This is a genomic window from Nitrososphaerales archaeon, assembly GCA_025058425.1.
Lineage (GTDB): Archaea > Thermoproteota > Nitrososphaeria > Nitrososphaerales > JANXEG01 > JANXEG01.
Map to the genome: position 1 here is coordinate 1 of JANXEG010000001.1, position 12439 is coordinate 12439.

Consider the following 12439-nt stretch of genomic DNA (forward strand, 5'->3'; position numbering starts at 1 on the left):
GCATCGTTAATGGGAGTAGGTATACCATAAATATGTCCTAATCTTACAATTGCCCCATTGAGCGAATCGATCTCTGTTTTAGAACCTCTTTCAATATCTTGAAGCATCGATGATTTATTCAATCTTGTCCTCTCTGCTACACTTAACATAGATTTTATAACATCATTCTCTAATTTAACTCCAATAACTTTCGTTACTCTTAATCCTTCCTTTACAGCTTCGATCATTATCTCTTTAATCTCTGGCACATTTAATAACTCACCATTTCTCATACCAGTAATAGCTGATAGAGCATTAATCCCTACATTTATCAATACCTTCTCCCATATAGCGCTTTGAATATTAAAACTTACTTTCGCTTCAATATTAGATCGATTGAATATATTCACGATATTTTGAACCCTCTCTGTAATGTTACCATTTAATTCACCAATTATCGTTATCCCTTTGGCTGCGTGATAAATTTCACCATAGTTAATCACAGTAGATGCTTCAGTAGTAACACCAGCTAACACATGCTCTATACCAACTTTACTCACAATCTTCTCCACATTCCCCAAACCATTTTGTAAAGTTAAAATAACAGTCTTCTCATGGATTATAGGTAATATACGCTCTATAGCCGTATCTGTATCGTAAGATTTAACTGCTACAATCACCAAATCTGGCCCTTTCACCATCCGAGGATCGGTTACTACATCTACTCTAATGATCCTTTCACCACTCACTCCATAAATCTTCAAACCTTCCTCACTGATCAACTTAGCCCTTTCAAATCTTCTATCTATAAGAGTTACATGCTCGCCACCTTCGGTAAGGAGTGCTGCAAATAGACATCCTATAGCGCCAGCACCGAGAATCGCAATTCTCATCACTTCACCCTTGCCAGGGCCTCGAGGAACTTTTTATACTCTTCATCACTCATATGAAACGTATGTTTATCTTCAGGGAAGGTTCCAAGCCTTACTTCATCACTATACCTTTGCAGAGCATCCAATATAATTTCAGAGAGCTTAACGTACTGCTTCACAAATCTCGGTGTGAACCGTTCATAGAGCCCCAGAGCATCATGAAAGACCAAGACTTGACCATCACAGTAAGGCCCTGCTCCGATACCGATCGTAGGTACTTTAACTTCACGGGTGATAAATTCTGCGACTTCGCTCATCATAAACTCCAACACTATCGAAAATACTCCAGCATCCACCAATGCGTAGGCATCTCTCACAATCTTTAATGCTTCTTCACAACTCCTCCCCTGCGCCCTGTAACCACCCAGTTTATGTACGCTCTGTGGTGTGAAGCCTATATGGCCCATTACAGGTATGCCCGCTTTAACGATCGCCTCTACCGTATCCTTAATTTCAACCCCTCCCTCCAACTTCACCCCATCGGCACCACCTTCCTTTATAAAACGACCCGCATTTCGTACCGCTTTCTCCTTACTGACCTGATAAGACATGAAGGGCATATCGGCTACGATGAACGCTCTTTTCACACCTCTAGAGGCCGCTTTACAAAAGGTTAACATCTCATCCATCGTTACCGGCAATGTATTTTCATAACCTAGGACCACCATGCCTGCAGAGTCTCCCACTAAAATAATATCTACACCCGCTCTATCTGCCAGTAATCCAGTAGGATAATCGTAGGCGGTGATCACGACGATCTTCTTCTTCTCCTCCTTCATCTTCAGTAATTCTAAAGTGGTAACCTTCTTTACGATCGACATTTCGTATCATCTCTGAGAAGTATCCCTTTCATAAAATTTTGAGAGATATTGGATTATTATTTCAACACATAAGCTAAGATTCTTTCTATTATCGAACCCTTCGACGATCCGTTGAAGATTCTCTCTACTCTCAGATCGAAGTTTGGAAGCCTCCTCTACCAGCTTTGGTATGGCTCTAACCACGTTGTCAACGATGGTGATGGAAGCACTTTTAGAGGTGCGTGAGAGGGGGTTTAGATCGATCGCTATCACGACCTTTCCCATCTTCACGAGAGCTTCGGTGCGATCACCATCCTCTAGAGGGACAAGGACGGCATCGGCCTTTAAGATACCATCAGGATCTACCCTCCTCCGTTCACTACTTAACTCCGGTATCGTTACCGATGCTCTACTACCAACACCCAAAACATCATCGGCCCCGGCTTCTTTCAAAATCTTCTGAATCATGACCTCTCTTTCAAGTGTGCGATGGAAAAGATTTACTTCGATCTTCCCATTTATAATTCTGGCCAACTTCACCACTCCTTCAGCCACCAACGCAGCTACATTACCATTCACCGAAATTACTGGATACTTCGCAAGTAAAAGGGTAGCTGCGGCTACCCTGATCGCATCGAGGGCTGGGGGTATCGTCTTCTCACCGAGTATGTAATCGAAGGCTTCTCCACGCCCATGTGCGATCAATCCTTCGGGCACGACCACACCGATCTTAAAATATTTGACCAACCTTTCACGGATCTTTAAAGATTCTGCCCTCGGATGGCCCTCTGGAACGTACGATTCGTTCATAGGAGTCTAGCACCCTCATGATCGATCTTCGTTACGATCACTCTACCATTCGCATCCAAGTACTTATGAAATATCTTTAGTAAATCCTTTACATCATTATTCACGATCGAAAAGACCCCTTCACCAAACATCATCATACCACAAGTGAAACCTCTACTATCCGCATCTTGTAACACACGCCTTACTTTATCTGTCACCATATCTACATGGTCGGTAAATTTTCGAGAGAGTTTAAGAAAGTTTTCGATCGATTGGTGTGCTAAGAATTCATGAAGGAGTCGACCGCCCATTCCGTTGATCTTCGCTCGATATATAGGATCACTTAGAATCTTTTTTGTGGAAATCGAGCCAAAATTGAGGCATACGACGGAGTAATCACCATTTACAGATATCTTTCTTAACTCTCCAATACCTGGAGCGCCTGGCTTCAACCTTGCTTCCAATCCACCGTACAACTCTGCAATTACAGTACCCAAACCAGTCTTACACTTTACTTCAACTATGTGTGCGATCTGCGCAGCTTCGACCTTCGATAACCCTAAACCTAAAGCTTCATTCAAAGCAAGAGCGAGGCTCAGACCACCAGCGCCACTCGAGCCGAAACCCCCTCCAATCGGTACATCAATCCTATGATCTACAATTATTCGATAATTCTCTTTAACGAATTTTAAGAATGACCGTAACACCTGCTCCGATACACATGCCGATTTTACTGGATATCCATTGATTCTTATCTCATAAGAAGGTTTATGGTAATTCTCAATACTTACTCTTGTAGTAACACCTTGAGTGATGCTGAAGCCAGCACCTTTAGACCCCATATATAATGGATCTTTATGCTCATCATGAATTTCGAAGAATCCGGTTATATGCGCTGGCGAGAAGGCCTCAACTCTCATCATAAAGTTTATAGAATTAACACTTTATTAAAATATTCTATGAAAAATTAATAGTTCTATAAAGAAAAATAATCAAGTTTAAAGTTACTTTAAAGTTACTCTTTAATACCTTCTAATGTCGATACGGCAGACCAGAGGGTGACACGTGTAAATGAAGGCATATTTGGATCCTGAGCGATTTCATCGAGCATGCTAATAGCATTCGCTGCACGAACGGCGGGGCTCAACTTTTCATCCTGTAATACCATAATAGACTCTTTAACGATCTTTCTAATATTTCTCGGTACATTAACATTATCCGTAATAGTTTGAAGGGTGCTAATGGCGCGCGCAAGTTTTTCTAAATTTTCCTTCCGCTTCTTTGAAGACAATCTCGATACACCTCTTCTCCAATAACATAATCATCAACATTACCAATTTTAAAATTTTTCCAAAACTCGAGATATTATAGTAACAAAGAGTCGCATAATGTAAAGTGTTCGAATAGTAAGTTGAATATTGCATCGATACCAAAAAGCTTTAAGTTAAATGTGACCTTTTATTTTAGAGGATCGGTTTGAAGAAGAGCGGTTATGTCATTCTACCTTTACATTACGGCCATGCACCACAATGGCTCATTTCACGTATGAAACGTTTGGCCGATGAAATCATGCGAATAATAAATGAAGAATATGGGCCGAATGAGATTCTTCTACGCATTTCAGATCCATATTGGTTTCAGGCCTTTGGTTGTGTACTCGGTTTTGATTGGCATTCTTCAGGCTTGACTACCGTGGTGACTGGGGTATTAAGAGATGTGTTAAACTTTGAAAGACATGGTGTGATGATGGCTGGTGGTAAAGGCCGTGCTTCTAAGAATACTCCAAATGAGATCGATAAGATCGGTGAAGTTCTTGGGCTCACTACAGATAAGATAGAGCGATTGAAGTATGCGAGTAGAATGTGTGCCAAAGTCGATACAGCCGCTATACAGGCGGGCTATCCGATCTATCACCACGCATTCTTCATATCTGAGACTGGAGACTGGGCTGTGGTTCAACAGGGGTTGTGTGAAGCTGATAAGACAGCGAGGAGGTACCATTGGCATTCGAAGAATGTCGATAACTTTGTCGTCGAACCTCACGATGCAATCGTAGGCGATTGTGTAAGGCCTAGAGTTTTAAATATGACCGCTAGAGAGGCTGAAGATAATCGTAAGTTATGTGTAGATCTGGTAAGAGGGAATCCGCATAATCTCATATCATCTATTAGAAGGCTGAGTGCCGGTAGATCGAGCCTCGATCGATGGCTAAATAGCAGTGAATCCTTTCTATCTGAAGAATACGAGGCTTTCATGATGCCTAGAAATCTCAACTGGGATCTATTTAAAAGATTGTACGATTACCAACCGACCGATTACGAAGAGTTCATCGCATTTAGAGGCGTGGGTCCAGCGACTGTAAGGGCTCTAGCCTTAGTATCTGAATTGATCTATGGAAAGAAGGCGAGTTGGCGTGATCCAGTAAAATTCAGCTTCGCCCACGGTGGTAAGGATGGTGTTCCATTTCCCGTAAATAGGAAGATTATGGATGAAAGTATTAGGTTTCTTAAAGATCTGATAGATTCTTCGGAGATAAAGAGAGAAGAGAAGATTTCTGCCTTTAAAAGGCTCAACCTCTTGGTAGAACGATGGGCTTTACAATGAATTCGACCATGCAACTACGGAAGATCGTCCTCGATATCTTTTAGATTGTTTCGTGTTCAGTTTTAAGAAGCTTAGCAGCATCGGCTTATAGATGCTATTGTGAGTGATTCAAAGGTTCTTAGAAGATTCTAATTTTTCTTATCCTTAATTATTTTGGCATCGACATAACGCTCCATGTTTTGTAATAACACTATACGTGAAGCTCTATCCTCATCAATGATCTTAAAGTTAGATAAGAGGGAGGTGAACCTCTTACTATATTCATAGACTTCGTTAAAGCTGAGCATATGATTATGGTCAAGGCGCTGTATGGATGAACCTATATGCATATATGACTTTACCTCTAAAAAGTGAGGATTGCCAGCTTCTATGAGTTTTGAGAACTTAAGGATGCAATCTTCATCGGTATTGTAACCTCTAATCAAAGTCAATCGAATCACGGTACGGGTATCGATCTCTCGAATTACATTCAAACTTTCAAGAAACCTTTCCCAACAATCCTTATACTTAGGTAGATGGATCTTTATGAACTGCCTCTTATCTGAAGCATTCATCGATAGATAAAGTTGTGTCGGTAAAGAATTCTCTTTTTGTAACCTTCGAAGCATACTTGGTTCCTGTCCATTCGTAACTAAAAATATCGATTTTGTCTGCCTTGATCGATGCAGGTATTGAATGAGTTCGGGCAATTTTGGATAGATGGTAGGTTCACCAGAAAGCGAAATCGCGTAGTGAGTGGGTACAAGCGCCTCTTTCAACTTCATTTTATTCACAGATTCATCACCACCAAAGCCTGAAAGCAATCTTAACCTCTCTTTCATCAAACCATCGATAAGTTCCTTCGGCTCCAAAACCATATCTTCATTGACCTCTTCCATCTTGAAGAAGTTGATCGGGCGCCAACAGAAGATGCAGTTGTGTTGGCACCATACCGCCATAGGTGTAAATTGCATACAACGATGAGTATCTATACCATAAAATTTACCCTTGTAACACTCTCCTCTATCCTTTATAGAGTCTTTTGTCCATTTACAGATCTCCACAGCACCATGCTTATAAATACCATAGTGTGCTCTCCTTAACCTCTCTTCAATTTCAGGCTCTAGAGTTATTAATCTTGATAACATGGCAGCGTTTTACTCCCTACTCCATATTCGCCAAAATCCGATTTAAAATCAGACCTTCACCATTTATCAATCTTTCTTCCTCATACTTCATTCTACTTTCATAATTTCATCATGTTTCAGCTTTAAAGACTTATTACCGACCTTTGTAAAGATAAAGTAGATTTGAACGGTGCAGCATCGATAAAGGGCACCCTTTTGGAGGATGCTGTAGCGAACCTCTTTCGCAATTGGGGTTTTGATACGGAGGTTAGATGTAGACTTAAGGATAGATTCGATGTATCACATGAGATCGATGTATTGGCATCGAAGACTGAAGTCTTCGGTACCATCAAGATCGCTATTGAATGTAAAAACGTCAAATCACCCATCGATATCAAGGAGTTAAGAAACTTTCATGATAAACTCCGATCATTGGGGCTGACGAAAGGTATATTCGTCTCTACGGGAGGGTTCACATCCGAGGCCAAATCACATGCGAAAGCTCTAGGGATCGAATTATGGGACCTAGAAACTCTACAACGCAAACTCGAAGAGGTCAGGATTCAAGGCGATAAAGTTGATAACGCATTAGAAATCAAAATTTCAAAGCATGAGATAAGTAATCTTCAACACCTTTTAAATCCTAAGGAGCTTCATTTGGCAGAGTTAAAGTTAGAATTTTATCCGTACTACTTTGTGAGTTATGACTGTTTCTCACAACATAAATTGAGTGGGAATATAGTGAATATAGAGAGTAGGGGTATCGTGGTGATCGATGCCATATTTTCAAATATCGTCGATTCGATCGCCGAAGGTGTGCAACCATTCCTACCGAGGGGTATAGGGATCGCCGATCTTTCAAAGTTGGAGCCCAGATCGTTAAGTGTGACAGATCTAAAGAAAGAGTACGATTTTGATCATGTGATCATCGATCGGCCTAAACTTACACCATTCGATGCTAGAAGGTTGGCCCAACGAGAACTTGTTAAAAACCTACGTTTTGAATATAAGCATGCTAGAGGGGTTAAGGTATTGACACCATTAGTAAAAGATACCCAAATCTTAGATTGTAGGATCATCAATATCCCGATGATTTCAGCATCATTTAGAGCCAAAGAAAGGATCTATCGAAGGATCGTTCAAGGAGCTAGTAAAAAAGAGGTGCTGGATGAATCGAAATTTTGTTCGATCTGTAAACTCCCATCTATGGCAGTCTGTGAAGGTTGTGGAAGTATCGTCTGCAGAAAGCATTGGAGGCGTTGTGAATCATGTGGTAAGAACCTTTGTAGCGAGTGTGTGATTCTAAAGGGTTTGATCCTTAAGAAATATTATTGTAAAACTTGCAAAAACCCTTAATATCTGCGCAACTTTTCCATAAAATATGCAATCTTTTACTTATTTCATCGGTATTAGCCAATTAATAATTATTTCAAAACCTTTTCGTATAAAGGTTTTTTAAGAAAAATTTTTAGCACGATGCTGAAGGAAACAATTTCGTACAGTGAGAAGTGATGTCAAGGAAGAAACGGTGGACGACACTTGTACATAACGGAGTAGCGTTTCCACCCGAGTATGAAGCGAAGGGTATAAAGGTCGGTTTAAGAGGCGAATGGTTAACGCTCGATCGAGTGGCAGAGGAGATGCTATATGCTTGGGCGAAGAAGAAGGATACGCCTTACGTGAAAGATGAGGTTTTTCGGAAGAATTTTCTCGAATCTTTAAGACCATATCTACCACCAGCTTATAGAGATGTAACGTTAGATGAGATAGATCTGTCTGAATTTTATAGAGTGATCGAAGAAGAGAAGAGGGCGAAAGAGTCTCTAAGTAAGGAGGAGAAGAAGCGTTTAACTCAGGAGCGAAAGAGGAGGCGTGAAGAGCTCAAGACGAAGTATGGTTATGCTATAGTCGATGGGATAAAGGTGGAGGTTTCGAATTGGATGGTCGAACCTCCCGGTATATTTATGGGTCGGGGCAACCATCCTCTTCGTGGCAGATGGAAAGAAAGGGTCAAACCAGAAGATATCATACTAAATCTTGGAGAAGATGCACCTATACCAGAGGGGAATTGGGGCGGTATAGTGCATGACCATACGAGTATGTGGTTGGCAAAGTGGGTCGATAAGATCAATCCGAGTAAGAACAAGTATGTCTGGTTATCTGAATCATCGTTTTTAAGACAATACCAAGATTATCTTAAGTATGACACAGCAGCGAAGTTGGATAAAAAGATCGATAAGATTAGGAGTACGATCAAGAAGATGCTCTATTCGAAGAAGAAGAGTGTAAGAAAAGTAGCTACCGTTTGCTACCTAATAGATACGTTGGCTTTGAGGGTTGGTGATGAGAAGGATAAAGATGAAGCCGATACGGTCGGTGCTACAACATTAAGGGTAGAGCATGTAAAGTTAAATCATAACAACAGTATAGAGTTTGACTTTTTGGGAAAGGATTGTGTGAGATGGCAGAAAGTTATAGAGAATCCCGATCCTCAACTTGTAGAGAATCTTAAAGAATTTATGAAGAATAAGAAACCACAGGATCTAATATTTGATGGTATTACATCTGAGAAAGTTAATAACTTTCTCAAAAGGTTTGATAAAGGGCTCACAGCAAAGGTCTTTCGTACATATTTGGCAACAAAGGTCGTTAAAGACTTTCTTGAGAAAGTAAATGATAAAATTAAGAATGAGGATGAATATGTGAAACTATACTATGCAAAGTTGGCCAATTTAGAAGCTGCTATAAAATGTAATCATAAACGGACACCACCGAAGAATTGGGAAGAGAGTATAAGAAAGAAAGAGGAGAGGCTCGCAAAACTCTTATCAACGAATCCTAAAACTGAGAAAGCTAAACAAAGATTGAAGCAAAGGATTGAAAAACTCAGGCTTCAATTAGAACTTGCAAAGGCGATTAGAGAGTATAATCTAAATACATCACTTAAGAATTACATCGATCCAAGAGTTTATTATAACTGGGCAAAACAGGTCGGATTGGATTGGAGGCGCATATATCCGAAGTCTTTACAAAGAAAGTTCATGTGGGTTGAAAGCGAAGTACCTTTGATCAGAGTTAAATGACCTTTAATATAAGATTGGTGTTATAATTAGCTGAATCTGCGAATCTCTTATCAGAATTCAAGTTTATGGGCTACCTTATTCTTAAGTAGATCTGGATTAAGTACGCGGTTCATTAGGCTGTAAGTCTGATCATAGGGTTAAATTCTAACCTAAATATCAAAGTATAAGTAAAATTCGTGAGGATGAGGTCTCATATCCACCTCCATGGCTTCTTTCTTCTTTAATTCGATGTACGTCTCTATAGCATCTTTACTAAAGATCGGTCTTAAGAACTCATGGTCACACTCTAAACACTCTATCGCCTCTCTCAAGCTCCCAGGCAGCTCTTTGATACCCAGCTGCTTTCTCCGCTCGGGTGTGAGCTTGTATATATCCTCATCGATAGGACCACCCATATCGATCTTCTTCTTTATACCATCTATACCCGCAGCGACTATAGCGGAGAAGCAGAGGTACGGGTTGGTAGATGGGTCTGGAGGTCTATATTCGATTCTCTTTTCATCTACGAATCTTTCGCCTTTGCGATATATTGGGATCCTAATACTCGCCGATCGATTCCCGATACTCCAAGCGATGTATACGGGGGCTTCATAACCCGGTACAAGCCTCTTATATGAGTTTGTCGTGGGTGCGACGATCGCTGCCAACGCTCTGCTATGCTCCATCAACCCTCCTCCAAAGTACCTTGCAGTCTGACTGAGCTCGGCATATTCGTCATTAGGATCGTAAAAGACATTTTCGTTACCCTTCCATAAACTTACATGAGTATGCATACCCGAAGCGTTATCACCATAGATAGGTTTAGGCATAAATGTCGCTACCTTACCTATCGAATGTGCAACATTCTTCACCACATACTTAAAGCTCATGACATTATCTGCCATATTTACAAGGTTATCGAAGCATAGGTTGATCTCACACTGACCTGCAGTGGCTACTTCGTGATGGTGCGCTTCAACCGCCATACCGAAGTACTCTTCCATCAATCTGGTACATTCATTCCGGAAATCCATGAGTGTATCTTGAGGGGGTGTAGAGTAGTAACCCTCTCTAAATCTCGTTAAATAATTAGCCCCTCCACTACTCCACGCACCTTCTTTAGACTCGATCGCATAGGTTTGGCCACGATATGGTGATAATGTATCCCAAGTAACACGATCGAAGACGAAAAATTCGATCTCAGGACCCCAATAAGAGTAATCATAACCTAGCTCGAGAATAGCCTGCTCAGCCCTCTGGGCGATGAGCCTTGGATCTCTGGAGAATCTACCTCGATCGGAGCCCCAATAAACATCACAGATGAACCTCGCAACCTTTAAATTCTCAGAGGACCAAGGTATCAAAGCGAATGTCGTTGGATCTGGGAGTAGAACCATATCCGATTCGTAAATTTCTGTAAATCCTTTAACCGCTGAACCATCGAGCTTCGGTATTCCGGAACGAAAGACCTCGATCTTAAATGTCGATGATGGTACCGTTACGTGATGAAATCTTCCAATCAGATCGGTAAATTGTAGATCGATGAATCTCACACCTTCTCTTTTGATGATATCCATTACTTCTTGAGCGGTTCTCTTTATTTGAACCAACCTACCCTCCGGATTTCTTACGTATGGCATACCATACACCAACTATAGCGAGGATCACTATACCATATCCTTTAAGAGGACATGTATATATATTTTACGTAATTTTTTGAACATATGTTAAAGAATGGTAAAAAGAAAATAACATTTATTCATGGATCAACGGTAGTCGAAAATCTTCTTTAATGATCGTTAAAACTACTTTTGTATTCGTCCGCTCTACAAATGGCATAGATAAGATCTTTTTGGTAAATGCGCTTAACTCTTGCCTACTTTTGAACTTGGCTATCACCATTGCATCAGATAGACCGGTCACATCATATACTGCACATGCATGTGGTAATTTAGCTAATTCAGCCTCCATCTCTAATAACTTACCTTTAGATACTGTAACTTCCGTTATGGCGGTAAGTTCGTAACCTAACTTTTCATAATCGATGATCACCGAGTACCCTTTTATAATGCCTAACGCCTCCAGCTTCTTCGTCCTTTTGAGAACGGTTCCTACGGAGAGACCGAGCTTTTTTGCGATCTCTCGAAAAGATTGTCGGGCATCACGCAGATACTCTTTTAAAATCTTTATATCGATTTCATCACATTCCGATCTTTGCATGTACGTATCCAGATATTTGAATATCATCTAGATATATAAACATAAAAGATTTAAGAGCCGTTAGAACTTATTTGTAAAAACCCAAAATTTCATCATCGATGATTAAGAGAATTGCATTAATTAAAAAAACAAAAAAGAAAGAAAGATGGGATAAAAATATGATTGATGTTGTGATTATTTCAGTAACTTTTCAAGTCTTCTATTAACTTCATCGAAGTTGACGATATTCCAGAAGGTTTCGACGAACTTTGCCCTATCATTCTTGTAATCGATGTAGTACGCATGCTCGAATACATCTAGAACCATCACTATTCTGAACATTGGATATACATTGGTATTGTGCTTTTCGATCTGCATTATCAACGGTCTTTGGGTTTGCATACAGTATGTAAGTGCAGCCCAACCGGAGCCTTCAACACTAATAGCCGCTTGAGTAAACTCCTTCTTGAACCTTTCAAAACTTCCGAACTCCCTTTCCAAGGAATCACCAAGTACTCCACCAGGCCTTCCGCCACCCTTGCCCGGAGGGGCCAGATTCTCCCAGAAGAGCGAATGAAGAACATGTCCACCTATATTCCATGAGAGTTCCTTCAATGTCGCTTTAATATCGATATCGATATTTTCTTTACGCGCATTATCCAACCTTTGTAGTAGTGTATTTGCACCATTCACATAAGCCTGATGATGCTTTGTATGATGGATCCTTAATTGCTCCTCAGACATGTAAGGCGCTAAATCACCGTACCCGTACGGCAGTTTAGGTAGGGTATAAAATTTCTCCATACGACAATCTCTCTGTAGAATCATACCATATATAGTTTACTGGTTTTTCTACAATAGCGCTAAAAGAGTAAGGTTATCAGTTATCAAGTTACCATCCGTATAAATATCCCTAAAGATTCGAATTTACAAGGCCAAAGAAAAGGAATTATAAGATTCGATATCAT

At 40.4% G+C, this 12439-nt stretch carries 12 protein-coding genes; 3 read left to right on the top strand and 9 right to left on the bottom strand.

The window, feature by feature from the left end; all coding sequences use genetic code 11:
- From NZ896_00005 to NZ896_00025, 5 genes are all read right to left on the bottom strand, one after another.
- Positions 1-872 (bottom strand): 2-dehydropantoate 2-reductase (locus NZ896_00005; GenBank protein MCS7115839.1); only part of this gene is annotated, 872 nt, incomplete at its 3' end.
- Complete coding sequence (panB, locus tag NZ896_00010) at positions 872-1732, bottom strand: 3-methyl-2-oxobutanoate hydroxymethyltransferase (protein MCS7115840.1); 861 nt, start codon at positions 1730-1732, stop codon at positions 872-874. The genes NZ896_00005 and panB, both read right to left, overlap by 1 nt.
- A 6-nt stretch (positions 1733-1738) precedes the next feature.
- Positions 1739-2521, bottom strand: coding sequence for a phosphopantothenate/pantothenate synthetase (locus NZ896_00015; protein MCS7115841.1), 783 nt, complete (start codon positions 2519-2521; stop codon positions 1739-1741).
- Entirely contained in the window at positions 2518-3423 is a 906-nt protein-coding gene (locus NZ896_00020) for a hypothetical protein (GenBank protein ID MCS7115842.1), read from the bottom strand. Before NZ896_00020 ends, NZ896_00015 begins: the two co-directional genes overlap by 4 nt.
- 92 nt (positions 3424-3515) lie before the next feature.
- Entirely contained in the window at positions 3516-3791 is a 276-nt protein-coding gene (locus NZ896_00025) for a UPF0147 family protein (protein MCS7115843.1), read from the bottom strand.
- Between the two features lie 185 nt (positions 3792-3976).
- Between NZ896_00025 and NZ896_00030 the strand changes: the two genes are divergently transcribed.
- Entirely contained in the window at positions 3977-5104 is a 1128-nt protein-coding gene (locus tag NZ896_00030; protein ID MCS7115844.1) for a DUF763 domain-containing protein, read from the top strand.
- A 128-nt stretch (positions 5105-5232) separates the two neighbouring features.
- Here the strand turns inward: NZ896_00030 and twy1 are convergent, their stop codons facing one another.
- Positions 5233-6231 carry a 4-demethylwyosine synthase TYW1 gene (gene twy1 / locus NZ896_00035; GenBank protein MCS7115845.1) on the bottom strand — a complete coding sequence of 333 codons (999 nt, stop codon included), beginning with the start codon at positions 6229-6231 and terminating at the stop codon, positions 5233-5235.
- A 162-nt stretch (positions 6232-6393) separates the two neighbouring features.
- Between twy1 and NZ896_00040 the strand changes: the two genes are divergently transcribed.
- Complete coding sequence (locus NZ896_00040) at positions 6394-7566, top strand: restriction endonuclease (GenBank protein MCS7115846.1); 1173 nt, start codon at positions 6394-6396, stop codon at positions 7564-7566.
- A 155-nt stretch (positions 7567-7721) separates the two neighbouring features.
- The gene (locus NZ896_00045) at positions 7722-9293 is read left to right on the top strand and encodes a DNA topoisomerase I (GenBank protein MCS7115847.1); all 1572 of its coding nucleotides are present in this window, start codon (positions 7722-7724) and stop codon (positions 9291-9293) included.
- A 149-nt stretch (positions 9294-9442) separates the two neighbouring features.
- On the opposite strand, the gene glnA is transcribed toward NZ896_00045, so the two are convergent.
- From glnA to NZ896_00060, 3 genes are all read right to left on the bottom strand, one after another.
- Positions 9443-10912, bottom strand: a complete 1470-nt coding sequence (glnA, locus tag NZ896_00050; GenBank protein MCS7115848.1) for a type I glutamate--ammonia ligase — start codon at positions 10910-10912, stop codon at positions 9443-9445.
- 115 nt (positions 10913-11027) lie between these two features.
- On the bottom strand, positions 11028-11519 hold the full coding sequence (locus NZ896_00055) for an Lrp/AsnC family transcriptional regulator (GenBank protein MCS7115849.1): 492 nt from the start codon (positions 11517-11519) through the stop codon (positions 11028-11030).
- A 147-nt stretch (positions 11520-11666) separates the two neighbouring features.
- Positions 11667-12275, bottom strand: coding sequence for a superoxide dismutase (locus NZ896_00060; GenBank protein ID MCS7115850.1), 609 nt, complete (start codon positions 12273-12275; stop codon positions 11667-11669).
- Between the last annotated feature and the right edge of the window lie 164 nt (positions 12276-12439).

Bases quoted from the DNA above. Each gene is read 5' to 3' on its own strand.
- NZ896_00015 (MCS7115841.1), bottom strand. From the start codon at position 2,521: ATGAACGAATCGTACGTTCCAGAGGGCCATCCGAGGGCAGAATCTTTA.
- glnA (MCS7115848.1), bottom strand. From the start codon at position 10,912: ATGCCATACGTAAGAAATCCGGAGGGTAGGTTGGTTCAAATAAAGAGA.
- twy1 (MCS7115845.1), bottom strand. From the start codon at position 6,231: ATGTTATCAAGATTAATAACTCTAGAGCCTGAAATTGAAGAGAGGTTA.
- NZ896_00060 (MCS7115850.1), bottom strand. From the start codon at position 12,275: ATGGAGAAATTTTATACCCTACCTAAACTGCCGTACGGGTACGGTGAT.
- NZ896_00020 (MCS7115842.1), bottom strand. From the start codon at position 3,423: ATGATGAGAGTTGAGGCCTTCTCGCCAGCGCATATAACCGGATTCTTC.
- panB (MCS7115840.1), bottom strand. From the start codon at position 1,732: ATGTCGATCGTAAAGAAGGTTACCACTTTAGAATTACTGAAGATGAAG.
- NZ896_00045 (MCS7115847.1), top strand. From the start codon at position 7,722: ATGTCAAGGAAGAAACGGTGGACGACACTTGTACATAACGGAGTAGCG.
- NZ896_00055 (MCS7115849.1), bottom strand. From the start codon at position 11,519: ATGATATTCAAATATCTGGATACGTACATGCAAAGATCGGAATGTGAT.